The organism is Wolbachia endosymbiont (group B) of Gerris lacustris (assembly GCF_964028355.1).
In the GTDB taxonomy this organism is placed as follows: Bacteria; Pseudomonadota; Alphaproteobacteria; order Rickettsiales; family Anaplasmataceae; genus Wolbachia.
This window is the reverse complement of record NZ_OZ034761.1, coordinates 1,221,496-1,245,310: the sequence shown is the minus strand read 5'-3', so window position 1 is coordinate 1,245,310 and position 23,815 is coordinate 1,221,496. Positions and strand designations below refer to the sequence as shown.

The 23,815-nt window shown below is 33.8% G+C and carries 27 protein-coding genes and 1 other RNA gene; 12 read left to right on the top strand and 16 right to left on the bottom strand.

Annotated elements, in window-relative coordinates; translation table 11 throughout:
- Positions 1-165: 165 nt before the first annotated feature.
- The 11 genes from ABWU62_RS06385 to ABWU62_RS06330 all read right to left on the bottom strand — a co-directional run bounded on the left by ABWU62_RS06385 (position 166) and on the right by ABWU62_RS06330 (position 9,378).
- On the bottom strand, positions 166-1,110 hold the full coding sequence (locus ABWU62_RS06385; protein ID WP_265022222.1) for an IS110 family transposase: 945 nt from the start codon (positions 1,108-1,110) through the stop codon (positions 166-168).
- Between the two features lie 495 nt (positions 1,111-1,605).
- On the bottom strand, positions 1,606-2,034 hold the full coding sequence (locus tag ABWU62_RS06380; RefSeq protein ID WP_353287868.1) for a ClpXP protease specificity-enhancing factor SspB: 429 nt from the start codon (positions 2,032-2,034) through the stop codon (positions 1,606-1,608).
- Between the two features lie 16 nt (positions 2,035-2,050).
- Positions 2,051-2,386: a transfer-messenger RNA gene (gene ssrA / locus ABWU62_RS06375) on the bottom strand.
- Positions 2,387-2,884: 498 nt separating this feature from the next.
- Positions 2,885-3,325 (bottom strand): ankyrin repeat domain-containing protein, encoded by a 441-nt coding sequence (locus tag ABWU62_RS06370; RefSeq protein ID WP_353287867.1) that lies wholly within the window; start codon positions 3,323-3,325, stop codon positions 2,885-2,887.
- Between the two features lie 157 nt (positions 3,326-3,482).
- The gene (cgtA, locus tag ABWU62_RS06365) at positions 3,483-4,505 is read right to left on the bottom strand and encodes an Obg family GTPase CgtA (protein WP_353287866.1); all 1,023 of its coding nucleotides are present in this window, start codon (positions 4,503-4,505) and stop codon (positions 3,483-3,485) included.
- Positions 4,493-5,767 (bottom strand): phosphopyruvate hydratase, encoded by a 1,275-nt coding sequence (gene eno, locus ABWU62_RS06360; protein ID WP_353287865.1) that lies wholly within the window; start codon positions 5,765-5,767, stop codon positions 4,493-4,495. The genes cgtA and eno overlap by 13 nt, the downstream gene beginning before the upstream one ends.
- A gap of 335 nt (positions 5,768-6,102) precedes the next feature.
- Positions 6,103-7,101 (bottom strand): glutamate ligase domain-containing protein, encoded by a 999-nt coding sequence (locus ABWU62_RS06350; protein WP_353287863.1) that lies wholly within the window; start codon positions 7,099-7,101, stop codon positions 6,103-6,105.
- A gap of 9 nt (positions 7,102-7,110) precedes the next feature.
- Positions 7,111-7,722 (bottom strand): SURF1 family protein, encoded by a 612-nt coding sequence (locus ABWU62_RS06345; protein ID WP_353287862.1) that lies wholly within the window; start codon positions 7,720-7,722, stop codon positions 7,111-7,113.
- 1 nt (position 7,723) lies between these two features.
- Complete coding sequence (gene bfr, locus ABWU62_RS06340; protein ID WP_353287861.1) at positions 7,724-8,200, bottom strand: bacterioferritin; 477 nt, start codon at positions 8,198-8,200, stop codon at positions 7,724-7,726.
- A gap of 53 nt (positions 8,201-8,253) precedes the next feature.
- Positions 8,254-8,727, bottom strand: a complete 474-nt coding sequence (locus ABWU62_RS06335) for an RDD family protein (protein WP_353288182.1) — start codon at positions 8,725-8,727, stop codon at positions 8,254-8,256.
- 15 nt (positions 8,728-8,742) lie between these two features.
- Positions 8,743-9,378, bottom strand: coding sequence for an HAD family hydrolase (locus ABWU62_RS06330; protein WP_353287860.1), 636 nt, complete (start codon positions 9,376-9,378; stop codon positions 8,743-8,745).
- Between the two features lie 125 nt (positions 9,379-9,503).
- Here ABWU62_RS06330 and ABWU62_RS06325 point away from each other — a divergent pair, with 125 nt between their 5' ends.
- The gene (locus ABWU62_RS06325; RefSeq protein ID WP_353287859.1) at positions 9,504-9,659 is read left to right on the top strand and encodes a hypothetical protein; all 156 of its coding nucleotides are present in this window, start codon (positions 9,504-9,506) and stop codon (positions 9,657-9,659) included.
- Here the strand turns inward: ABWU62_RS06325 and ABWU62_RS06320 are convergent.
- Positions 9,656-10,661 (bottom strand): IS630 family transposase gene (locus ABWU62_RS06320; protein ID WP_353287829.1). Its coding sequence is split into 2 segments (ribosomal slippage): positions 9,656-10,198 and positions 10,200-10,661, totalling 1,005 coding nucleotides; the frame shifts between segments, so codons are not numbered across the junction. The two genes, ABWU62_RS06325 and ABWU62_RS06320, sit on opposite strands and share 4 nt — an antisense overlap.
- Between ABWU62_RS06320 and ABWU62_RS06315 the strand changes: the two genes are divergently transcribed.
- Both ABWU62_RS06315 and ABWU62_RS06310 read left to right on the top strand, forming a co-directional pair.
- Positions 10,655-10,798 carry a hypothetical protein gene (locus ABWU62_RS06315; protein WP_353287858.1) on the top strand — a complete coding sequence of 48 codons (144 nt, stop codon included), beginning with the start codon at positions 10,655-10,657 and terminating at the stop codon, positions 10,796-10,798. The genes ABWU62_RS06320 and ABWU62_RS06315 overlap by 7 nt on opposite strands.
- The gene (locus ABWU62_RS06310) at positions 10,776-11,621 is read left to right on the top strand and encodes an ankyrin repeat domain-containing protein (protein ID WP_353287857.1); all 846 of its coding nucleotides are present in this window, start codon (positions 10,776-10,778) and stop codon (positions 11,619-11,621) included. The genes ABWU62_RS06315 and ABWU62_RS06310 overlap by 23 nt, the downstream gene beginning before the upstream one ends.
- 84 nt (positions 11,622-11,705) lie before the next feature.
- On the opposite strand, the gene ABWU62_RS06305 is transcribed toward ABWU62_RS06310, so the two are convergent.
- Positions 11,706-12,498 (bottom strand): IS5 family transposase gene (locus ABWU62_RS06305; protein ID WP_353287093.1). Its coding sequence is split into 2 segments (ribosomal slippage): positions 11,706-12,233 and positions 12,235-12,498, totalling 792 coding nucleotides; the frame shifts between segments, so codons are not numbered across the junction.
- Positions 12,499-12,724: 226 nt separating this feature from the next.
- Between ABWU62_RS06305 and ABWU62_RS06300 the strand changes: the two genes are divergently transcribed.
- From ABWU62_RS06300 to ABWU62_RS06290, 3 genes are read left to right on the top strand one after another with little or no spacing between them, the layout of a single operon-like run.
- Complete coding sequence (locus ABWU62_RS06300; RefSeq protein ID WP_007302681.1) at positions 12,725-13,072, top strand: ferredoxin family 2Fe-2S iron-sulfur cluster binding protein; 348 nt, start codon at positions 12,725-12,727, stop codon at positions 13,070-13,072.
- 7 nt (positions 13,073-13,079) lie between these two features.
- Positions 13,080-14,093: a hypothetical protein gene (locus ABWU62_RS06295; RefSeq protein WP_353287856.1), complete on the top strand. Its 1,014-nt coding sequence runs from the start codon at positions 13,080-13,082 to the stop codon at positions 14,091-14,093.
- Entirely contained in the window at positions 14,077-14,478 is a 402-nt protein-coding gene (locus ABWU62_RS06290) for a cytochrome c-type biogenesis protein CcmH (RefSeq protein ID WP_010401557.1), read from the top strand. The genes ABWU62_RS06295 and ABWU62_RS06290 overlap by 17 nt, the downstream gene beginning before the upstream one ends.
- A 59-nt stretch (positions 14,479-14,537) precedes the next feature.
- Here the strand turns inward: ABWU62_RS06290 and ABWU62_RS06285 are convergent, their stop codons facing one another.
- On the bottom strand, positions 14,538-17,774 hold the full coding sequence (locus tag ABWU62_RS06285; RefSeq protein ID WP_353287855.1) for a UvrD-helicase domain-containing protein: 3,237 nt from the start codon (positions 17,772-17,774) through the stop codon (positions 14,538-14,540).
- A gap of 74 nt (positions 17,775-17,848) precedes the next feature.
- Between ABWU62_RS06285 and ABWU62_RS06280 the strand changes: the two genes are divergently transcribed.
- From ABWU62_RS06280 to holA, 5 genes are all read left to right on the top strand, one after another.
- Positions 17,849-18,715: a 4-(cytidine 5'-diphospho)-2-C-methyl-D-erythritol kinase gene (locus ABWU62_RS06280; RefSeq protein WP_353287854.1), complete on the top strand. Its 867-nt coding sequence runs from the start codon at positions 17,849-17,851 to the stop codon at positions 18,713-18,715.
- A 3-nt stretch (positions 18,716-18,718) separates the two neighbouring features.
- Positions 18,719-19,075, top strand: a complete 357-nt coding sequence (locus tag ABWU62_RS06275; RefSeq protein ID WP_353287853.1) for an Mth938-like domain-containing protein — start codon at positions 18,719-18,721, stop codon at positions 19,073-19,075.
- Positions 19,069-19,878 (top strand): metal ABC transporter permease, encoded by an 810-nt coding sequence (locus tag ABWU62_RS06270; RefSeq protein ID WP_353287852.1) that lies wholly within the window; start codon positions 19,069-19,071, stop codon positions 19,876-19,878. Before ABWU62_RS06275 ends, ABWU62_RS06270 begins: the two co-directional genes overlap by 7 nt.
- 114 nt (positions 19,879-19,992) lie before the next feature.
- Entirely contained in the window at positions 19,993-20,175 is a 183-nt protein-coding gene (locus ABWU62_RS06265; protein WP_015588477.1) for a hypothetical protein, read from the top strand.
- Positions 20,176-20,180: 5 nt separating this feature from the next.
- Positions 20,181-21,212, top strand: a complete 1,032-nt coding sequence (gene holA, locus ABWU62_RS06260; RefSeq protein WP_353287851.1) for a DNA polymerase III subunit delta — start codon at positions 20,181-20,183, stop codon at positions 21,210-21,212.
- Here the strand turns inward: holA and gltX are convergent.
- Positions 21,173-22,522 (bottom strand): glutamate--tRNA ligase, encoded by a 1,350-nt coding sequence (gltX, locus tag ABWU62_RS06255; protein WP_353287850.1) that lies wholly within the window; start codon positions 22,520-22,522, stop codon positions 21,173-21,175. The two genes, holA and gltX, sit on opposite strands and share 40 nt — an antisense overlap.
- 13 nt (positions 22,523-22,535) lie before the next feature.
- Positions 22,536-22,688 (bottom strand): hypothetical protein, encoded by a 153-nt coding sequence (locus tag ABWU62_RS06250; RefSeq protein WP_353287849.1) that lies wholly within the window; start codon positions 22,686-22,688, stop codon positions 22,536-22,538.
- Between ABWU62_RS06250 and ABWU62_RS06245 the strand changes: the two genes are divergently transcribed.
- A protein-coding gene (locus ABWU62_RS06245) for an IS630 family transposase (RefSeq protein ID WP_353287097.1) occupies positions 22,682-23,687 on the top strand; the annotation gives its coding sequence in 2 pieces (ribosomal slippage) (positions 22,682-23,143 and positions 23,145-23,687; 1,005 coding nt in all). The two genes, ABWU62_RS06250 and ABWU62_RS06245, sit on opposite strands and share 7 nt — an antisense overlap.
- The last annotated feature ends 128 nt before the right edge of the window (positions 23,688-23,815 follow it).

Sequence of the window (23,815 nt, the reverse complement as noted above, 5' to 3'; positions counted from 1 at the left end):
TTTTATTCAATTGAAAAATGTATTTTGGCAACAAAAACCCTAGTTTATACAGAAAGAAATTTATATCAAACAGCAAGCACTGCTTAGATTTTATGGTTAACGAATATGTGCTTTAAATGTGTGTAGACGCACATATTCGTTAACCTATTTTCTATACAGATTTTTTTATTTCATATTAATTGCTTCTTTAAGTCTTGCATTGGCAATTACTATGATTTTTCGCATTAGAGCTGTTATAGCTACCATCTTCTTTTTACCTCTACCAATAAGATCAGAATAAAAAGCACCAAGTGCAGATTTAGATCTTGCAGCAGCCATAGCAGCTGTGAAAAGCTTTGCACGAACATTGCTTCTACCACCTGTTATCCTTCGGTAACCAATAGTTTTACCGCTTTCTTTTGGATGTGGAGCAACTCCAGCAAGACTTGCAACTTCTTTTTTGTTTAGGTGGCCAAGTTCTGGCATTAGACACACAAAAACTTGTGATAACTTGAGACCTATTCCTGGCACTGTTCTCAAGATCTTTTGACGCTTTTGTAACTCTGGATTTTTATCAATAATTCTTTGTATGGCATCGTTGAACTCATTTATCTGACTGGTAAAAAAGTCTATTGTTTTTTGGCAACTTTCCTTTATATAGTCGTTTTCAGGTGCTGCAAGCCTACATTTCTCTTGAGTTCTCATTTGTGTAATGTCATCACGACGTTGACAGAGTGCAACTAAGGCGGTTTGTTCTTTTGACATAGGCACAAATAGAGATAGAGCACTATAGCGTTCAAAACCATATTGAGCAAGGGCTCTTGCATCTGATTGATCTGTCTTTGCTAAAGTTCCATGTGATATGATAAAACTTTTTACTTTACGAGTATTAGCTCGATGTACAGCAACATTCTTATCAACAAGAAAATGTGCTAAGCCAAGCTCATATTTTCCAGTGTTTTCTAAAGTTACTAGAGAATTAGGTAGGATATCTGAAAATTTTTGAAACAACTGTTGCCAACCAGTAGCATCATTGTCAAACTTGATAGCGCTCCTTTGGTTATAAGCTGCAGCAACATTTTTAAATTTTCCGATATCAATGCCAATGAAATTTTGATAAGATGTAATCATAATAAATAACCTCGATAGTTTAATTAATTTAAGATTGTAAACGGGTGCATACATATGTCCCATGCAACTATTCAAACGTATCGAGAGATGGGGCTAGTTTACCTTGATGGCTACGGTTGTAATACCAACTTTCATTCGGTCGCACACGCCCGTGATAGCCCTATTCCTATAGTGAGTAGGGTTATCTTTCCCTCTTATCTCTTTTATATCACATTTTTAACTTACAACTTTCCTGAACAGATACGTTTGATCAAACTTAGTGAAAAAAGTCAAGATTTTCAATAATTTATCTAAAATCTAGAATTACGAGTTAATAGGATCAACTTAGAAGGAGAAGAAGATTTTACAGATTGTTTGAAATACAAAGCAGTTTCTTCTTTTTAAAAAACGTAGAAGAAATACTCAAATAAGAACCTCACAAAATTTGAAAAGTTCTTAAAATCTAAAAAATTATGTCCAAGAAAAAGAGAAAAATTTTAACTCTTGCATAAGCAACTACTTATCGTAAAGTTGATCTATAGATATGATACTGCCATTTGACGATTTTTCAGCACATTCTTCATCTTCGTATTCTTTATCAGAATCAACGCTAAATACTAAAGTATCTCCTGAAATTTTATCATGAAACTCACTAATAGCAAAAAACGGTACAGTGACTTGTTCTTGTTTTCCACGAAAACTCAAACTGACGCTAAACTTATCCTCAAGAACTTTTAGACCATAAAATTGATGCTGTAATATAATAAGCATTTGAGTAGGGTATGATTCTTTCAAGTAGGCTGGTATGACAATACCATTAAATCGCGTAAAAAACAGTATCTCTAAGTGAGGAATAAAAACATTATCTAATATAGTATCTAGAGCCTTTTTGATAACTTGAAATTTAGCATAACTAAGCGACTTCTGATAATCTGTTTTATCCATATAACCCTTACATGTTTGAGGGAACTTCTGTTACCCGGCGTTCCCTAAACCGTGCTTATAGCAATGAAGTTATAGTGCCTAAATTAAGCAGCTAATGCAACATTGTCTTCAGCAGCAAAGTTATCGTTTGCATCTAAATTGTGAACTCTTAGCGGTGGTATCTAACCGAGCAAAGCTACCATCTTTACTATGCATGTCGATCCTTACTCGCCCCCGTATTAACAGAAAATATGGTGGAGGCGCCGAGTACTGCCCTCGGGTCCAATACACCTATTACAAGGTAATTTTATTGCCATAGTACAAAAAAATGTACATCTCTATTATACAGTAGTATTGAATAAATGTCAAGTTGTTGAACGTAAAATCGGTTGTCAGCTAAAAAACTAATAAAAAAATTGCTTCGCCTATTCATCTAACCTTAGTATAATCACAGTAGAGGTATTTTTAGAGCTCAAAATCTATCTTCGTCTGCAGACTTTTCTATCAAACAATTAAACTAAGTGAAAAATGTAGCGTATCTTCTTCAGCGCGCATGGGTGCACACATATGATTAATCTCTGTCGTATGTGCGTTACATTTTTTCTGTTCTTTATTAATAAATATGGGGGGTTCTATGCCTAATTCTTAGCAAAAAAACTACTCAAATGCTTTGGTAGCTATTGAATTTCTGAGTTCAAGAAAGCAAGAGACAGTGTGAGAAATGGCACAAGCCGAAAAAAAGATAAGTTGTAGAGCAGAAAATGCAGACAATTGTGGAAAAACTGCCTGCGTAACTAGGCTACAAATTAGTTTTTCTTATCATAATTAAATCAATGCAGCTGCACTTTCTAATGGAATTTCTTTATATTCGTCAGAAAAAAAGCGGATATGAAAGAGGAGTGTCATATTGATCTTGTGAATCAATCTCTACTTCTTGCTCTGATAACATCTGTGATGTCAGTCCTTCATCAGATAAAAGAATTTTTCCTGTAAGAATTTCTATTACTTCTTCCCTTCCATTAGAAATAGCATAATCTAAAGGAGTCTTTCCTTCATTATCTCGTACATTAACATCTACTTCTTTCTCTATAAGAAGCTCTACTACTTTTACACAGCCACTTCCAGATGCTAAACATAGTAAGTTACTTCCATCAAATGAATTAGCATTTATATCAAATCCACTTTCTTCCCATGCATTGTACATATTAACATGATGCTGCTGCAGCTCACTTTTTAATTTTTCAATTATGCTAGATGAATCTACTTTGCTATCATCATTAATCGTCCATAGTGTTTTTTCTAATGCCGACAATTTACTCATAATGTTCTCCGATTTTTAAGACTAAATACTAATTATAGTATTAAAGCAAGATATGAGGATGAAAACATTCGATGTAATGACTACTATGCTATAGGTATTAATATAATTTAAAACTGCAATTATTAAATTAGCTATCTGTCTACTGAATCTATGTCTTAAAAGGATCATACACATCAATTTTTTTAGGGTCGCTTTTTTTCATTTTCTCACTCAATACCCTTAGGATCTGCTGTAAATCATCGTCGATTGATAAGCACAGTACTTCTCTATCAAGATAATTGGCTAAATGATTCTTCTTCTCAAGAATTTCTGCTTCCTCCAATAAGTCGCATTTGTTTAATACTACAGTTTCTTCCTTTTTAATAAGGTCGGTATTGTAAAGCTTCAGTTCATTATGTGTACAATTATAAGCTGAAATAACGTCATCGTGAGTTACATCAATTAAGTGAAGTAAAATTTTGCACCTTTCGATGTGCTTTAAAAATTTGTGTCCGAGCCCAACTCCAAGATGAGCATCAGCGATTATTCCAGGAATATCTGCTATCACAATTTCGCTATAATCCACTTTTGCTACACCTAAATGTGGCCTTATAGTAGTAAATGCATAATCGCCTACTTTCGTATCAGAGTTTGAGCAGCGGGTTAAAAATTTAGATTTACCTGCATTTGGCATACCAATAATCCCAACATCAGATAAAACTTTCAGCTTCAATACTATGTTTCTTTCTTCGCCAGGATGACCATGGGTAAAATGCCTTGGTGCCCTATTGGTAGCAGATTTAAAATTGGTATTCCCAAGCCCACCTTTTCCACCTTGCACTACTTGAAATTCTATGTCAGGTTTATCAAGATCTACTATTATTTCCTCACTTTCTTCATCGATTATTTGTGTACCAACTGGAACTTTAAGTATAATATCTTTTCCATCTGTACCAGACCTATCTCTACTCGTACCATTTTTTCCACTACTCGCTTTAATATGCCTTCGACAACGAAAATTAAGCAAAGTATTGAGATTTGCATCACCGACAAAAACTATATCTCCTCCCCTGCCCCCATTACCACCGTTTGGACCACCAAACTCAACGAATTTTTCTCGACGAAAACTCGCGCAGCCATCGCCACCATCACCTGCTTTTAAATATAATTTAACTTCGTCTATGAAGTCCATGCCAACCCACGATAATATTTAGCATTTTCTCCTAATGAACTTTCTATTCTCATCAATTCATTATACTTTGCAAGCCTATCAGAACGCGACAGCGAGCCAGTCTTTATTTGCCCACAATTCGACGCAACCGCTATGTGGGATATTGTTGTGTCTTCTGTTTCACCTGAGCGATGTGAAATAATAGCCCTGTAGCCATTTGATTTTGCCATTTCAATAGCAGCAAAAGTTTCCGTAAGCGTTCCTATTTGATTTGGCTTGATTAGTACAGCATTTGCCATTTTCTCCTCTATTCCTTTATTTATTAGTTCACAATTTGTAACAAATAAATCATCCCCGACTAATTGAATTTCACTTCCCAATTTTGCAGTAAGTAATTTCCAACCTTCATAATCATCTTCACTAATTGCATCTTCTATAGAAATTATTGGATATTTTTCCACGAGGTCACAATAATACTGAACCAATTTCTCTGCAGTGAGCTCTTTGTTTTCAAATTTATAAACTCCATTCTCATAAAAAGTAGATGCAGCAACATCAAGACCCAGTGCAAAGTGATTTTTCATCGAATAACCGGCAGATTCCACAGCCTCAATTATCAGATTAAGAGCTTCTTCAGTGCTGCCAATGTTTGGTGCAAAACCACCTTCATCTCCTACGTTTGTGCTATAACCTTTTTTCTTAAGAATGCTGCGCAAGTTATGAAATACCTCTGCAGATATTCTGATTGCTTCACTGAAAGTTTCAGCACCAACGGGAAGAATCATAAATTCTTGAAAATCGAGTTTATTATCCGCATGTACTCCACCATTAATTACGTTAATTAGCGGAACTGGCATCTGCTCTTCCCCTACTCCCAAATACTTATATAACGGCATTTTAAAACTGTTTGCTGCTGCTTTTGCAACAGCAAGAGACACACCCAAAGTTGCATTTGCTCCAAGTTTAGATTTATTTTTTGTTCCATCTAGTTCAATGAAAACTTTATCAATTGCACTCTGGTTTGCTGCGTCCATGCCAACAATTTCATTTGCTATCACTCCGTTTACGATTTGAACAGCTTTCAGCACTCCCTTACCACAATACCTTTTTTCATCCTGATCTCTCAGTTCCAATGCTTCTAGTTTACCGGTCGAAGCCCCAGAAGGGACAGCGGCTCTACCTGTTGCTCCATCACATAGTTCTATTTCTACCTCAATTGTTGGGTAACCCCTGCTATCTAAAATTTCTCTTGCCAATACACTACTAATTGTCTTTTTCATCATGCTAAACCTCTACTAGATTCACAATTGTGTGCACGTTCGGAAAATGTCACCCCAGCGCTGTAACATTCCAGTGTACGAACATTGCAACCTACAAATAAACAGATAATTTGAGTAGCAGATGTTGTCATTCCAGTGCTTGACACTGGAATCCAGTTTTTATTATACAGCCACGTATTTAAAGTTAAGTTTTCTGGATCCCAGTGTCTGGGCACTGGGATGACACCATTCTTAATGGAAGCTATCCCCATATCGCAATGTCTGTACAGTTGTTTGCCTAGACACTTGGATCCAGTTTTACTACACAATTTTATCATATAAATCACCAATGCTTAAGTTTATTTTACTAGCAGCAGCTTTGCAGCTTCTCTTGCTAGCTTAGCTATATTACTACCAGCACCAATAAATAATACTACATCTCCTGAATTTGTCGAATTACTAATAAAATGTGAAATGAGTAGAGCATCATTCATAATCTCTACGTCATTAAACCCACTACTGATCAAGGCTTTTTGTATATCATCAATTCCACAGCCAGGAATAGGCTTATCTTCTGGAGGATGGACAGGAGTGAGAATTACATAATCAAACATCATGAAAATTCGTACAAACTCATCAAAAAAATTACGAATACGAGCAAAACGAAGCGGCTCAATAATTCCTATTACCTTTCCTTTAGTAGTTAAACGCGCTGCTGCCAGGGTTGCCTGTATTTCATTTGGATGGTGAGCATAATCCTCGATTAACTTAACACCTTTAATATCAACAATTAAAGAAAATCTCCTTGCTACTCCTTTGAACTCCAAAAGACCTTTTTTAATTTCTTCATCACTAATTCCAAGTTTCACTGCAACTGATATTGCAGCTAGGGCGTTGCTAACTTTATGCATTCCTATTGCATTTGATAGCACTACATTCTTTATAATTCTGGTACAAGGGTGAATATCTTCTTTTTGTCTTTCGAGAGCGAGTTCTTTTAATCGAAAGACTATATGTATATTATCGTCATCAATTTCAATACGCTGAACTAATTTTCTAATTATATCAAATTTAGTCTTCCAACCTGCATCTGATAAATCACATTTTTCCTTCATTATATGCTCTCTTACCATGTGCACTTCTTTCCATATTACCTCTTCTAGTATATCCGCGCATATTGATTTGCTGTTACATTCATCAAAACGGATTCCGGAACAACAATAGTAACTTTTTCCTTCCTTAGTATGACTCATTCCATAATAAGTGTATTTACAATACTGACATACAATTAATTCTTGTAATAAGTATTTACTTCCACTTTGTTGCATGTTTTCTATTTGTAGCTTTTCTTTTTCCATGCTACCTCTCTACGACTTATATCTATTTTGCCTATAGTAAAATATACACATAATTAGCCAAATAAAGGAAAGTGCAAACCAAGTAACTGCATACTCCAAATGCTTAATTGGCTGTATAGTCAATTTTCCACCAAAATTGTCTTGCCACAATATACATTTCTCTAGCTTAATACCTAGATCATTGGAGATTTCTTCTGTACTTAAGGTAAACCACGTATTTGAAGCAATATCATTTTTGATAAACCAATTTTTGCTACCATCACAATACAAAACGCCACCGACAGCTACTTTTTCAATTTTTGCTTTTTCTTCTTTTTTCTCTCTTACTATTCCTTTATTCACTAACATGTAATGTCCAGTGGTAAGCAACATAGGAGACAGCACGTGATAGCCACGTTGCCCTGCAAAAACATATAGTTCCATGTCACTTAGAATTCCATCAATCTTAACGTATCTGTAGTTAAACTTTGCAAGACTATCACTGGGCAATAGATGAATAACTGGAAGATCCATATTTTTGATAATATTATTCTTCCAATTTAATCTAAATAATTGCCATAACCCGAGTGAGAAAAGAAGTAAAAAAGGTATAATGAAAATAAATACTGTTTTTCTTAACACTCTATATTTGTGTTCTTAAGTAATTTTCAATACCAATAAGCTCAATGAGGTTAATTTGTCCTTTAATCCAATATAAGTGCTCTTCCTCATTTTTCAGTAGTTCTTCTAATAACATTACACTAATCACATCCTTTTCTTTTTCAGCAACGGAAATTGCCTCTTTGATGCCCTTTATACCTCCTTCTTCCAACTTAAAATTATCTTCTAAGATTTTCTGTATTGTATCTTTTGTGAACTTTCCTTCATACTTCGAGATTTGATTTGTATCTTGAAAATTTGGCACACCCTTAAGCAGTAAAATTCTTTCTGCTAGCCTATTTGCATGCTCAAGTTCTTCATTAAGCTCGTTTTTCATCTTTTCTGCAAGTTTATTAATTCCGCTATCTTTAAGAATCGCAAAATGCAAAAGATACTGGCGTACAGAAGTCAGCTCATTTGTAAGTAATTTATTCAAATGTTCTACTATTTCTTTATTCATAACCTTTCTTTATCTAATATACCAATGTAATCTACATAACAATCAAGGTCACATCAATTTATTTTTCTCACAACAATCGTATCAAATAGCACATCATGAAATGCCTGTTTCCTCTGAGAGAAGCAAGCAACTAAATACCAACTGAAGGTAAGCATAACTACAATTACTTCTAGTGTATTTAAAACATTTACTAACGTATGAAAAAGTTTGATAAGAGTGATAATTAAATTATTTAGCAGAGGAAGGAAAAACTGAGAGATACTACGATCAAATGCTAAGCTCAAACCTATTTTAGAATTATCTAAAGTGATAGTACATATATTCATTAACTGTTGACCAGGAGTTGCTTGGGCTTTTGAAGATATAAAAAACGTAAAGTAACTACAATTTAGACACATGTACGATAGATGTAAAATTAATGGAAAATCCCCTAATAACAGTACAATCAGCAAAGTTGGAATTAATAAAATTACTACATCTATTAAATATGCACAAAAGCGCCTATGCACACTAGCGATCTCTGTAATAGCAGTCATTACCACCTAATCTTTCAAATACTTTACTATGAATTCTGTAAGTTTATCAAAATATTGAAAATATAACAAATCTTCATAACCTCTTATTGATTGGCCGTATATAATAGGTAAGCAATTGGCATTTTGTGCACATAGAATGTCTGTAATGCTGTCACCAACGAAAAACACATTTTCTCTATTTATAGGTAACGTACTCTCCTCCAGTGCAAATAGCAGTGGAGTTGCAGATGGTTTATCTTCTGCAGTATCACATGAACCCACTATTCTTTCAAAGTAAGAATCTAGTTTAAAATAGGCAACTTCTTGACGTAAATTAGTATTTTTCTTATTGCTAACTATCGCTAGATAAATATTGTGGCTTTTGAGTGTCTGCAGCATTTTCTCTACTCCTTCGTTCAGAGTAATATTTTGTAACAGTGCATTATCTAGGTATTTTTGATATATCTGGTTCGCTTTTTTCCACTGATCACCAAACAAATTGACCATGTAGCTCTTTCTTGATTCATGAGAATTTCTATCAGCAACTTTGTTACTGCATCCCATTGAACTCAAGGTATGCTGAATGGCATTAGAAATATTATCTTGAGTATCAACTAAAGTATTATCCCAATCGAATACTACTGCTAATGGGCTATTTTTCATTTTTATATTGTGACGTATTTTAAGCTAATAAGTAAATAATATTTTGATGATAAAGCTTCTATGTTAATCATTTTTACATAGTAGCCTAATATACTGGTTATATTATATGCTTTCAGGTAGTAGGTATGGCACAGTTTAAAGACACACCAAGTGTTGAAAAGAAATTCAAAGATGTTTTTAAACGTTCTCCAGGTGCTTTTCCAGAAGGTACATCATTAGAAGAAAAAGTTGATCATATAGCAAAAGGAACAAAGGCTATTAATACCAACTCTCATTATTAATGAACCAAATAAGAAGCATTGCAGAGTTGTTTAACCGTGGAAGGGGAAAGAGAGGTAATAAATTTACACAAAGCGCTCTCAAGCAGAACAATTGTATCGTAGATTTTATTGCGCAAAATGTTCTGTTTTATATATAACCAAAACCTCTCAACAGGATTGAGGTCAGGTGAGTATGGTGGTAGGTATATAATTTCGATATTTTTAGGTATCTTTAAACTTTTTGACTTATGCCAACTAGCGCAATCCATCACGAGAAAAGCCTTTCGTATTCCTAAATATTGCGACATCTGTTCAAGGAATATATTTATACAAGCAGTGTTGACGTTTGGTGCAAATAAGCTAAAATTCTCTCCATTTCTGGGATTAACTGCACTATAGAGATAAAAATTTTCCCTACCTAATTTTACCTTAACCTGTGTCCTGCTGCCTTTTTTAAACCACCCATGTCCAACTTTTGAATATGTACCAAACCGTGATTCATCGAAGAAAAATAGCTCTTTTTCAGAATGCATGACAATAGTTTCATTGAGGTTTTTTTTTAAACTCCTCTTGCTTATTTTTATCCTGTCCACTATGAACTGGTCTTGGTGTGATATATGAGAATTTCATTCTTTGCATATTACGATGTATTGTGGATTTGCTGATATTCAAACCAAATCTTTCTTGGATTCTTATTCTCATTTCTCTAATAGTAATATTGGGGTTTTCCTCTATCCACACCTCAATTTGTTCAAGTTGACTTTGGTTCAATATAGTTTTTCTACGGCGTTGAGGTGGAGAAAATAATTTTTCTTCTCTTCCAAATTTTATGTGCTTTATCCATGTAGTAATTGCCTTTCTCGAAATGCAACATATTTTTGCTACAGCTGTTATACTGTGCTTTTTTGCTGCAATTACAGCATTTAGTTTTTTTGCAACATACGCATTATTTCTTACTTTCTTCAGCATCTCTTTTGCTGATTCCACCACTTTTTCATCCAATAATTTTGATCTTAATGCCATCTAAACCTCGCTATTTTACTTACTCCAGTATGGCTTTTTTTCCATTATTGTCTATTCGTTGCTTGTATAGCGGGAATTGGTATTATATACATTATCTCTTAGTTTATTCCTTTCTTGAGATCATGTACAGGTTCTAAGAGGAATGATGATAATGGAATTTTTAATTCTCTCCTTGATTCTTTGTATAATCCATTGCAAAGGTTAGATTTAGTTGTGAGGTTACTTGGTAGAGATAAAGTTATACCGGAAGGTTTAAATGGTACTCCTGCGTTAAATAGACTAGTAGATACTATTGTTGAATGTAATCATAAAGAAGCTCTAGATCTCCTAGTCGAAAATAACATAAAAATTTCAAGTATTACTTTACAAAATATCGTTACAAGCGATTGCAATGAAAAGATTTTTGGTTGCTTTTTACATAAAAATAAAATTGACTATCAAGATGAAGGTGGGGATACAGCTCTACATCATGCTTTAAGAAACTTGCACTCCGATAAGTCAATGCTTTGCAAAGTTGAATCACTTGTGAGTTCAGGTGCAAGATTTGATGTTAAGAATGACAAAGGTGAAGCTCAGTTTGATCTTTTGATTGAATATGTTGAGGAGGGGTTTTATGGTCAAACATCAAGGTTAAGTTATGCTTGGAAGTTGCTTAACAAATGTGAAAATATAAGAGAGCTAAAATATAAAGATGGTACTCCTGCATTAGATAAACTAAATGAGCTTCGTATTAAGTGTCGTAATACTTCTATAATAGTTGCTTCTACGTTAGCAGTAGTAGGAGTTGCTTTAGGAGTAGCTATTGCAGCCTACTCAGGAATGTTAGCGGTAGGGATAGGAGTTGGAGTTTGTTGTCTTGTTGTTGCTGCAATCACATATCATTATAGTAGTCCCGCAAATTTACTTAAAGATAGCAATTCTGAAGTTGTAGTTGATCAAACGCTAGCGGTAAAATTATAACTTAAGATCAGAAGAAATGGCAGATCAAGTTCAATAATGCTAATTTAATAATATATTTACTAAAATCTCAAGCTAAGAGCCTGTTCATAATCTTTTGAGGAGCAAGGCAGTAAAAGCTAGAACGACCATTTGTAGTCTAGTATTGAGTTTACGCTCGCAATTTTTCCATAACCGTCTACACTTTTCCAGCCAAGCAAAAGAACGCTCTACAACCCACCTTTTTGGCAATACAACAAAGGTATGTAATTCACTTCGTTTTATTACTTCAACGGTTGCACCAATAGTCGTTTTTATTTGAGTTGCAAAATTTTCTCCTGTATAACCTGCATCAACTAGTATATTTTGAACTTCGGAAAGATTTTTTCTTGCGTTACAAATCATCTCTACAGCAGCAGTACGATCTCCGATATTAGCTGTAGTAATATAAATTGCATGTGGCAAACCTTGCGTATCTACTGCAATATGACGCTTTATTCCTGAAATTTTCTTGCCGGCATCATAACCTTTTTCTTCAGCAATATCGGTGTTTTTTACACTTTGAGCATCAATGATGCAGAAGCTTGTTTTTGTATTCCGACCACTGTTGAAACGAACCTCTCCAACTAATTTTTTTTAAGACAATTTCTAGAACACTTTCTCTATCTTCATTCGGTTTTTTACTCCATCTCTTGAAGTAATCGTAACAATTGCGCCATTTTGGAAACTCTTTTGGTAGCATTCGCCACTGACAGCCACTTTTTAGCACATAAAGTACACCGCAAAATAACTCATATAAATCCAGTTTTCTTGGTTTTGTTTTTTTTCTACAGGATTCTAGATCTGGTAATATAATCTCAAATCTTTCCCGACTTATATCACTTGGGTATACACTCCTCATATATCCTAACTTATATACATTATCTCTTAGTTTATTCCTTTCTTGAGATCATGTACAGGTTCTAAGAAAATTCCATGCTTGCAATTATGTGAGATGCTGGTGGTATCTGTCTTACTTTCCTAATAGGAATACAGATTACAAGAGATAGGCTATGGAATTGCAAAGAGTTTGCAAATAATAGTTATTATTTGTAGAATATAGAGAAGTTAGTAGAGATTTTAATAGTATGCCATCCGTTACTTTTATTTTACCTGATGGAAGTAAGAAAAGCTATGAAGCTGCAGAGGGAGAAACTCTGCTTAATTTAGCTCACAGAAGTGATCCAGATCTGCTTGAAGGTGCATGTGAAGGCTCTCTTGCTTGTTCTACATGCCATGTGATTGTTGATTCAAAATTTTATGATGTTGTAGAAACACATAACCCTATATCTGATGAGGAAAATGATATGCTGGACCTAGCTTTCGGTTTAACAGAGACATCGAGGCTTGGATGCCAAATAAAAATCACAAAAGATATTGACGGTTTGTGCGTAACCGTGCCCAGAGGTACAAGAAATATATCATTAGATAAATAAGAGGATAATGCGTAAAATTTTTATCTATATTCTCATCTCCTTACCTTTGTTTATTCCTCTAGCGTATAGTGGTTTTTGGTATTTTTCTGCATGTAAGGTAAAAAATCTTTTAACTGATTACGTTAATGACGAAAAAGTTGATATTTCACATGATTTTAGCGGATTTCCTTTTAACCTAATTCTTCGTGTAACGGATCCAAAATTCTCTAATGAGCAATTAACTGCTTCATCTGAAGCTTTAGTGATAAAAAACAGATTATTTGATAAATCAGTATATATTTACATACCAAGCAATAAAATTAGCATTGCTGTCCGTAGTGATGAGAAAAAGAATATAAAGTGTCACACACACGTGAGTAGCCACTTTGTTGTTAAGCTAAATGATTTACCATCTTCATTAAAATTTAACAGAAATAGCACTGTAATAGACTATATAGATACATTTCGTTACGAAGATTATGGATTAAAATGTGATGTTTTAGAAAATCAGCAAAGTGTTATAACTGAAGTGAGTGATAAAAGTAATTATATTCAATTTCACCTCGATAAAGAACTAAACGAAAATACTAAACTAGAATTTGATTTTTATACTTATCGTTATAAACATACTGCACATCCTGAAAATTACCTTAGTGTTGACGCTAAATTAGATTATGAATTTGTAAACCATATTTCAGTTTCTAAGATTAATTTCAACATAGAAAAATTTTTGATTGAGAGTAATAACTTTTCTATTGCTGCGAATGGTGGAGTAAGTAATTACAATTTAGTTACATCTTCATTTGAAGATAAAATCAATGTGGCCATATCAAATTATAAAGAATTAATTTCGTTTATGACTAATGATTCAAAGGCTGCAGATAAATTGGAAAAATCAATATCTTCCTTATCAGAAAAAATCACTGATAACGACATTCAATTTTCAATAAAGTACGACAATAATGTAGGTTCAGGCTTTATTGGAAAATTATCCACTACTGATTTTATCACTCAATTTACCGAGAATGAGAATAGTAATTAGCTTACTTTTTACATTGATATTCCATTTAAGTATAAATGCTTTTACTTTGGATGATAAACTAAGAGACGAAAGCATGGAAGAGCGAGCAAGTAGCTTATTTGCAGTAATAAAGTGTCCAGTATGCTCTGGTGAATTATTATCCGAATCTGAGTCTCAAGTTGCATATGGTATGCGTAAGACAATTCGCAAGAAGATCAGTGATGGATATACTAACGAGCAAATAGTTTCAGAGTTAAAAAATTCTTATGGAGATTCAATTATCATTGTACCACCTGTAAAATCTAGTACCTACATTTTATGGTTTATTCCTTTTATAATTCTTCTTATTGGATGTTTTCTAATACGAAAATCAGTTCAGAAAATAGATAAAGTAGTAAAAAGATAACTATAGAGTAAAAGTGAGTTTACAACAAATGCAAGTAGCTACTATACGAACATTTGAGTTTAGATCAAAGATTGTAAGGTTAAATCTTCCATCCAAATAACCACGCACTCTACCTGCTTATCTGGGTAGACTTCTTGCACTAAGGTTTTATAGATCAACATTTGCTTTTTTATTTCATTTGATGAGGAAATAGAAACGTTATGGTATGATTTATAGTCAATTATGATTGCTTTGTCTTCTGTTATGCACAGTCTGTCTAGCCGCACTAATACTGGTTTTCCGTCAATTGTTCCACTAAGTGGAATTTCTGATTTGCCCTCCAAGTCGAACAGGTAATCATATTTCTCGTTAAAGGCTAATATTTTGCTGTAAATTTCATCCTTATCTTCACTAGTGTTTATGCTATCAAGATATTTACTAACCCAATTTTTTCTCCTGTCTTTCTCTATCTTGGGCATATATTGCAATATACTGTGAATTATTAAGCCTCTTGCATAGCTGTCTGTCGTCCCAATGCTCCTTTTTGTCATTCCAGCACTCTCATCTGTCATCCCAGTGCTTGACACTGTCTTTTTTTCTCCAGGTTCCAGCGTCACGTGCTGCAATGACATTGATAGGTTTGGCAGAGGTGAAATTACCGGAACATTAAAATAATCACGTTTTTTATAAATAGAAGGGTAGTTTGCATTCATGCATAGCACTTCAACTTTTTCTTTAAATATCGGCTGTAAGTATAGTTTTTTCTTCTCATATAATCCTCCATATTGAATAACTAGATCATACCAAGAGCCCTTTTGCACTGGCTCTTTGCCTAAAATATATAACTCATCTTCAGCACGCGTGAGTGCCACGTATAGCAAACGCAAATATTCGTTATAATCCTCTAATTTTTTCTCTCTTTTTACTTGATTACAATAAGCATTATTATTTTTGCCACACCAAAATGGTGCTTCCGTTCCATCAAATACAATACTTTCGCTGTTTCTTGGCACTGTATTTGTGTCAACTAAAAACACTATTGGAGCTTGTAGACCTTTTGACTTATGAATTGTCATTATTCGTACAGCATTGCGTTCTGATTGCATATCGTTTTTAATCTCATGATTATTTTCTTTTATCCACTGAACGAATGCTTGAAGAGATGGGTGCTCAAATTGCAATACGAGGTTCATAAATTCGTCTAGGACCTCGAAGCACTCAAGACCTAGCCTTGCAGCAAATTTTTTCTTACCTTTGCGCAATATATGTGTGAATAATGTAATAGGGGATTCTGTTTGAGATAAATTAATCAGATAGTTTAATTCATTATAGATAACCTCATGATAATCTCGGATTTTTTCCCATAATGACTGTTCTTTACGATCATATGCAATATTAAATAAATCGTCCTCAGTGAAGTTAAATAGCGGTGATTTTAAAACATTTGCAAAAGCCAGATCATTTGCCTGGAGGAGCAAAAATTCAGCCAAAGCTATTAAGTCCTGCACAGCTATGTAATCCATAATTCTAAAATAGTCTCGGCCTATAACTGGTACATTTACTTTTTTTAGTTCGCTAATTATGTAGTCAACTAGCGCATTTCGCTGCCGTACCAGAATCATAATGTCCCTTGGTTCTATGTGGCGATCTTTAGCGACTAAAATCCGACCTTCGTTTAACCAATTGTAAACTCTATGGGCTATTGCCTGAGCAAGTAATCGATCCGTTACTACATAATCTTTCCTCTGTGTTAAATGAATTTGTAAGGCTTGCTGCTCTTCCTCTTTATAACTTGGCAATAACGGCCAAATTTCAATGTATCCTTGATCATTTTCTCTATGTGGAATATGTTTTATCTCGTTATCATCAAAAGATATTTCTTCACGAAAATTGTTGAATATTTTGTCTACAAGAATCAAAATTTCTGGAGTTGAGCGAAATGACTTTTCAAGTTGACATGATATCCAATCTCTACCACCAGTTTTTGTGTGAAAATACTGCTGCATGTAATTAAATAGATGGGGATTTGCTCCTTGAAATCTGTAAATGGATTGTTTTACATCGCCAACAACGAATAAAGTTCTCTTTTCGTCACCACCGGTGAAAAATTCATTGCAGAGGTTTGTTATAATTTTCCATTGACTGATACTATTGTCTTGCGCCTCATCAACAAGAATGTGGTCTATTTTTTGGTCTAGATTAAACAATATCCAATCTTTATTGCCTGGATTGCTAAGGAGATTTGTTGCTAAATTGATGATATCATCATAATCAAGCAGTGCATTCTTTGATTTTTCATTATTATATAGATCAACATATACTTTAAGTATACTAAGTAAGCTGCTGGTTCTTTTGAATATTTGATAAGAGTTCATGTTTCTCATATAAGTAAATACTGCATTTTGAATGCTTTCTATCATTTGCTCTACGTCTTCAAATTTTTCCAAAGTACCCTTTGTTATAATGGATGATATGCTCTTTTTTTCGTACGATTCTGATTTGAGAAATACTTTAGCTAAGTTCTCTATCTTGTTGTTATTCAACTTTATTCCGGTGTCAAGCACTGGGATGACAACATTTGGTACGGACGATTTTGTGCTATTACACCAATCATAAAGTATCGCACTGTAACTTTGATCTCTTTTGCTTCCCTTACTTAATATTTTAGCTAATCTTTTTATCTGCTCAATCGTTTCACTCTGTAAATCGTGAATCTTATCTGGGGCGCTTAGTTTATCTTTTATATATCCTAAATTATTTTCTAGAGCTGATCTTTTTATACATAAGGTATAGAGCAAATCACGCAGCTTGTTTTCATCAATTTCAGCTGCAATGATATTGATATCGTCCTGCACAGTTTCGTTATGAAGCGTTTTTTCAAATACGATGGAATGCAATTCTTTACATTCGCTTAACGTACAATTTGGAGCGATATCAGCTTCTGTAGGAAAGCTGGAGATTAATTTGTAACAAAAGGCGTGTATAGTTTGAATAGTAAGACCAAGATTTTCCAGTTCAGAAAAAAGCCTTCTTGCTCTTGTTAAATAATCTTTATTTTCTCTGGTCACGCACTGGGCTAATTGTTCTAAATCTGCAAATAATATACCCTCTGGACATATTGCCCACTTACTAAACGTACTATAAATCCGATCCTCCATTTCATTTGCTGCAGCGTTAGTAAATGTTAAGCAGAGAATATTTCTCTTATTTTCTAACAGAAGTCTTAATACTCTGTCTATTAAGATCTTTGTTTTACCTGTACCAGCGGATGCACTTACCCATACAGAGAAGTTAGGATTTATGGCATTTGATCTCATTAGGAGTATATAAAGTTTGACTGAAGTGGCATTTTAAGTATAGTAAATAAGATAGTGTTAGTGAAGATATACAGATGGAAAGTTTTTGTGTAAAGGCTCCTGCAAAGATCAATCTTTTTTTACATATTATAAATAGAGAAGAAGGAGGGTATCATTTAATTGAAAGTTTGGTTGTCTTTGCTAAACTTTCTAATTTTTTAGAGATAAAAGTAGGAGAAAAAAACTTTAGATATGATAACTCTACAGTTGAATTTGTAAATTCTGAGTTTAAAATAAATTATCGATATAATACTATAACGAAAGCGTTGAATCTACTGCTGAGGTATGCTCCTATACACACTAAAGTCACTGTGAAGGTTATAAAAAATGTACCAATTGCTGCGGGATTTGGTAGTGGGTCCTCAGATGCTGGAGCTGTGATACGCACGCTAGGAGAGCTGTGGGATATTGATAGGCAAATTTTAAATGATATAGCTTTAAGCGTTGGTGCTGATGTGCCTGCAAGTGTAGATAGTAAGCCAGTTTTTGTTAGAGGTGTTGGTGAGGAATTATGTCCCATTAAACAATGCTCTTTACCCATAAGTCTGGTACTTGTGAAACCAAAAAAAAAGTTTTTGAATACATCAGAAGTATTTTCCAAGTATAAAGAGGATTTCTCTAATCCAATTAAGTGGAGTGATAACACTGAGGAGAATTTGTTAGAGCTTCTTAAAGAGACAAAAAATGACCTTCAAGAAGCAGCAATAGGTTTTGTACCTGAAATTCAGAATGTAATATCAACACTAGAGTCACAAGAAGGTTCTATGGTTTCTCGCATGTCAGGCAGCGGTGTAGCGTGCTTTGGAATGTTCGATAGTGAAGAAAGTGCAAAAGCTGCAGCGGCAAATATCAAAAAGGAATGTCCAGAATGGTGGGTGTGCGACACGCAATTAATAGTTTGATTTATGCCCTTAATTTCCAAGAAGAAAAATCTTATAGATGGTTACAGGGAAGGAAGGTTTTGGATAAATAATCAAGAATATCATGGCTCAATTATAATTTTTCCTAAAAAGGTGATTAAATTGAAAGAAAGTGATATAAATATCAAGGAACATTTTAAATCTTTTTTAACAGAGGAAATAGAAATTTTGATAATAGGTACTGGTAAAACACGCAATATACCAAGTTCTTCAGTGAAGTCCTATCTTATGGAACAAAAAGGTTTAAATTTTGAATTTATGACGACTAGTGCAGCATGCAGAACCCATAATGTTTTAATATCTGAAGATAGGTTTGTTGTCAGTTATCTGATAGCATGTTAGAGATATTTACACAGAGTTTTTTTATAAAAAGTTTAATTGCGGTAATTATGATTAGCCTAGTAACCGGAGCTCTAGGGTCATTTATGATATGGCAAAGGTTATCGTATTTGGGTGATAGTTTATCCCATTCTTCATTGCTTGGTATTGCACTTGCTTTGATCTTTAATATCAGCCCATCGGTAAGTATAATGCTCATTGCAATTATGTTTGCTATACTACTCTCTCTTAATTTTAATAAATTATACTCTGCTGATACGATATTGAACATAGTTACCAATGTAGTTTTATCATCGAGTTTAATACTTATGTCTTTTCTTCCATCAGGTAATAATAGTATTATTAGCTCACTTTTTGGTGATATATTAATGATCGACCGAAATGATATAATATCAATTTTTCTAACCTCCGTAATAGTTACTTTGATATTAATATTTAGATGGCGCTATTGGCTGATGATTTCGATTAATCAAGATTTGGCAACAGTTGAGAAAGTAAATGTTAATTTTGTTAGGCTAGAATTTTTGATTATACTTGCTATCTTTATTGCAATTTCTGCTCAATTAATAGGAATATTACTCATTGCTGCATTTTTGTTAATACCTGCTGCATCAGCAAGACTCATTTCAAAAACTCCGATGCAAATGATTATTGTTGCAACAGTTTTTTCTGTGATTTCTGGAGTATCAGGTTTGATATTATCTGCAAGTTTTGACTTATTAACTGGACCTGCAATTATACTTATTGCAGCTGTGTATTTAATCATTGCTTATTTTATAAGATTGGTGTTAAGTAGATCGACTTAATTTTAGTCTCGGAAGTTCATAATTCATTAACAAATGAGTGTAACTATCTGAGCGTAGAGTAGTTTTTGCTACGTTATTTTTATGTGCTAATTGTTAATTTGTGGAGTGAAAGATATGGCCGAAGGATTTTTTTCTAGATATATAGGACAGCCTATAAAAAATTTTTATAATTATGTTACGGGAAAGAAAGAAGTGTCTGATGATATGCAGAATACAGCAAATCAAGAAAGCTCAGAATTGTTGGAAACTGATGTGCAATCAAATGATGTACCACCAAGTAGTGATAATATAATATAGATGGCATGAGAATCACGCCATCTAAAGTTAAAAAATTCCTTGAGAAACCCGATACTTTAAGTGGTGTATTAATTCATGGGAGTGACAATAGTAAAGTCGATATTTTTGTACAGGAAATAATTGCCAACTTGAATGAGTATTCAGTTCAGGTGATGGATTTTGCAGTAGTAAATAAGTCGCCTGGCTTGTTATTTTCCGAGTTGGCAAACATTTCGATGTTTACTAAAAAAAGGTTAGTTAAGCTGATAAATGTCAGTGGAAGTATATCTAAAGAGTTAAGAAACATATTGGATCATAATATAGGCGATCATTATATAGTGATGATAGCAAACGATCTTTCATATAGCTCTGCAACTAAAAGTTATATGGAAAGCTCAAAAATTTTCGGTGTAATTGCCTGCTATAAGGACAGCAGTAGCAATCTTTGTGATATTATATCAAGTTACTTGAAGCAAAATGATATAGAGTACACAAGTGAGATAATCTACCACTTGCAGTCTTATTTTAATCATAGCAAACTGCCTATATATTCAGAGCTTGAAAAATTAGTTTTATATCTAGGAAAAAGAAAAGATCTTAAACTTGCTGATATAGATCTATGCTTTTCAACCTCCGGCAATGATTATGTTACACTTGATAATCTGTGCTCTGCAATAGTGAGTAAAGACATGGGACAATTCATCAAAATTTCCGATGTATTGATATTACAAGAGAATTTTTCACCGATAGCGTTAATCCGTATTATATCAAATTATTTTCTACGACTAGAAAGCGTTTTGCTGTTAATACAAGGTGGAATGAATGAACAAGCTGCAATTGACCAGCTGAGTCCTCCATTGTTCTTCAAGCAATTGCAGAGTTTTAAATCTCATCTAAAAAGTTTGCAGCTTTCAGAGCTTAAGAAGATCTTAGAAAATTTGATGAGCTTGGAAGTGACCTGTAAAAGAACTGACTTGGACCATAAAATGATCTTTCAGCATGAGATTAACTGTTGGTGTCATTCAAATACATCCAGTGCATTTAAACCTTTTGTATGATTTTCTTCTAACCTTGCAACAATGTTCTCTCTACCGATAAAAATTAATAATTTAGCGAGTTCTGGACCTGTTTCTGTTCCTGTTAAAGCGAGGCGCATCTGCATAAATAGATCTTTTGCCTTTATGTCAACTGTCTGTCGAATATTTTTAACCCACTCTGATAATGTGTTTTCATTACAATCACCTTTAGGCAATGAACTTAGCGCTATTTTTATAAACTCTTTATTAAGAACCACAGGCTCTATACCAAATTTGCATATTTTCCACCATTTGGCCACCTCAGAAAACTTTTCTATATTACTCCTTATAAAATACCAAAACTCTGAACCAATTTGACTTAAACTATCTTGCACCATTTCAAATGGCATTTGTTGCAGTACTTTGCTATTTAGCTTATACATTTCACTCAAGCTGAATTGTAAAGGTGCTGAGCTAAATTTTTTAATATCAAATGAGTCAATTAAAGGCTGCATATTAATATGAGCTTCTATCGGATCAGATGTTCCAAGTTTTGCTAAATAGCTAGTTAGCGCCATTGGTTCAATCTCATCTTCTCTTATGGACTTAATATCCAGCCCGCCTTTCCGTTTCGATATTTTGCTATCATCAAAGTGTAGTAGGGGAAGGTGGGCAAAGATAGGAATTTTCGCTTTTAATGCTTGAATCATTTGAATCTGAACTGCGGTATTAGTTACATGATCTTCCCCACGTACAACATGGGTTACATTAAAGTCAATGTCGTCAATAACAGAAGGTAGCATGTACGTATAAATTCCATCTTCTCTTTTTACTACAGGATCGCTGATATGAATTGTTGCAATATTTATTTCGCCTTTAACTTCATCATTCCATTTTACAGTTTTATTTCTATCCAATTTAAATCTGAAATGTGGTTTTCGTCCTTCTTGCTCATAACGAATTTTCTCTTGCTCAGTTAAAAGCAACGCACCTTTATTGTAAATAGGGGGAAGACCTTGTTTTAATTGCAATTTTCGTTTAGTGTCTAATTCTTCTCTTGTTTCATAACATGCATAAATATGACCTTCTTTCATTAACTGTAAGAACACCTCGTTATAGCGCTCAAAACGCTCTGATTGCTTAAAACTTGAATTCCAATTTATGCCAATCCATTTTAGGTCTTCTATGATATTATCTACATATTTGATATCTGAACGCTCAAGATCAGTATCATCAAAACGTAGTAAAAATTTTCCATTTTGATTACGTGTGTACATCCAACAAATGAGTGCAGTGCGTATGTTTCCTACATGTAGGTAGCCAGTTGGGCTTGGAGCGAATCTTGTTAGCATTTAAATGATTACTTTAGTTTATTTTAATTTTATATAAATGTACTGCTAAAGCAAGATTCTTCTTTGTCTTGGTGTTATACCAATTCCCGCTATACAAGCAACGAATAGACAATAATGGAAAAAAAGCCATACTGGAGTAAGTAAAATAGCGAGGTTTAGATGGCATTAAGATCAAAATTATTGGATGAAAAAGTGGTGGAATCAGCAAAAGAGATGCTGAAGAAAGTAAGAAATAATGCGTATGTTGCAAAAAAACTAAATGCTGTAATTGCAGCAAAAAAGCACAGTATAACAGCTGTAGCAAAAATATGTTGCATTTCGAGAAAGGCAATTACTACATGGATAAAGCACATAAAATTTGGAAGAGAAGAAAAATTATTTTCTCCACCTCAACGCCGTAGAAAAACTATATTGAACCAAAGTCAACTTGAACAAATTGAGGTGTGGATAGAGGAAAACCCCAATATTACTATTAGAGAAATGAGAATAAGAATCCAAGAAAGATTTGGTTTGAATATCAGCAAATCCACAATACATCGTAATATGCAAAGAATGAAATTCTCATATATCACACCAAGACCAGTTCATAGTGGACAGGATAAAAATAAGCAAGAGGAGTTTAAAAAAAAACCTCAATGAAACTATTGTCATGCATTCTGAAAAAGAGCTATTTTTCTTCGATGAATCACGGTTTGGTACACATTCAAAAGTTGGACATGGGTGGTTTAAAAAAGGCAGTAGGACACAGGTTAAGGTAAAATTAGGTAGGGAAAATTTTTATCTCTATAGTGCAGTTAATCCCAGAAATGGAGAGAATTTTAGCTTATTTGCACCAAACGTCAACACTGCTTGTATAAATATATTCCTTGAACAGATGTCGCAATATTTAGGAATACGAAAGGCTTTTCTCGTGATGGATTGCGCTAGTTGGCATAAGTCAAAAAGTTTAAAGATACCTAAAAATATCGAAATTATATACCTACCACCATACTCACCTGACCTCAATCCTGTTGAGAGGTTTTGGTTATATATAAAACAGAACATTTTGCGCAATAAAATCTACGATACAATTGTTCTGCTTGAGAGCGCTTTGTGTAAATTTATTACCTCTATTTCCCCTTCCACGGTTAAACAACTCTGCAATGCTTCTTATTTGGTTCATTAATAATGAGAGTTGGTATTAGTTGCTACAAAGTACAGCGAACATGAAACCTTTTTGTTAGAGTTCCATGATCTGCCTAAAATACTCTGAAAGCACGGCTTTAGTTATTTACTCTAAATATATTATACGTA

Coding starts and splice junctions, on each gene's coding strand:
- ABWU62_RS06300 (WP_007302681.1), top strand. CDS start 12,725: ATGCCATCCGTTACTTTTATTTTACCTGATGGAAGTAAGAAAAGCTAT.
- ABWU62_RS06315 (WP_353287858.1), top strand. CDS start 10,655: ATGCCATCTAAACCTCGCTATTTTACTTACTCCAGTATGGCTTTTTTT.
- ABWU62_RS06350 (WP_353287863.1), bottom strand. CDS start 7,101: ATGGAAAAAGAAAAGCTACAAATAGAAAACATGCAACAAAGTGGAAGT.
- ABWU62_RS06330 (WP_353287860.1), bottom strand. CDS start 9,378: ATGAAAAATAGCCCATTAGCAGTAGTATTCGATTGGGATAATACTTTA.
- ABWU62_RS06275 (WP_353287853.1), top strand. CDS start 18,719: ATGCCCTTAATTTCCAAGAAGAAAAATCTTATAGATGGTTACAGGGAA.
- ABWU62_RS06265 (WP_015588477.1), top strand. CDS start 19,993: ATGGCCGAAGGATTTTTTTCTAGATATATAGGACAGCCTATAAAAAAT.
- ABWU62_RS06325 (WP_353287859.1), top strand. CDS start 9,504: ATGGCACAGTTTAAAGACACACCAAGTGTTGAAAAGAAATTCAAAGAT.
- ABWU62_RS06295 (WP_353287856.1), top strand. CDS start 13,080: ATGCGTAAAATTTTTATCTATATTCTCATCTCCTTACCTTTGTTTATT.
- eno (WP_353287865.1), bottom strand. CDS start 5,767: ATGATGAAAAAGACAATTAGTAGTGTATTGGCAAGAGAAATTTTAGAT.
- cgtA (WP_353287866.1), bottom strand. CDS start 4,505: ATGGACTTCATAGACGAAGTTAAATTATATTTAAAAGCAGGTGATGGT.
- holA (WP_353287851.1), top strand. CDS start 20,181: ATGAGAATCACGCCATCTAAAGTTAAAAAATTCCTTGAGAAACCCGAT.
- ABWU62_RS06380 (WP_353287868.1), bottom strand. CDS start 2,034: ATGGATAAAACAGATTATCAGAAGTCGCTTAGTTATGCTAAATTTCAA.
- ABWU62_RS06290 (WP_010401557.1), top strand. CDS start 14,077: ATGAGAATAGTAATTAGCTTACTTTTTACATTGATATTCCATTTAAGT.
- bfr (WP_353287861.1), bottom strand. CDS start 8,200: ATGAATAAAGAAATAGTAGAACATTTGAATAAATTACTTACAAATGAG.
- ABWU62_RS06280 (WP_353287854.1), top strand. CDS start 17,849: ATGGAAAGTTTTTGTGTAAAGGCTCCTGCAAAGATCAATCTTTTTTTA.
- ABWU62_RS06270 (WP_353287852.1), top strand. CDS start 19,069: ATGTTAGAGATATTTACACAGAGTTTTTTTATAAAAAGTTTAATTGCG.
- ABWU62_RS06285 (WP_353287855.1), bottom strand. CDS start 17,774: ATGAGATCAAATGCCATAAATCCTAACTTCTCTGTATGGGTAAGTGCA.
- ABWU62_RS06250 (WP_353287849.1), bottom strand. CDS start 22,688: ATGCCATCTAAACCTCGCTATTTTACTTACTCCAGTATGGCTTTTTTT.
- gltX (WP_353287850.1), bottom strand. CDS start 22,522: ATGCTAACAAGATTCGCTCCAAGCCCAACTGGCTACCTACATGTAGGA.
- ABWU62_RS06385 (WP_265022222.1), bottom strand. CDS start 1,110: ATGATTACATCTTATCAAAATTTCATTGGCATTGATATCGGAAAATTT.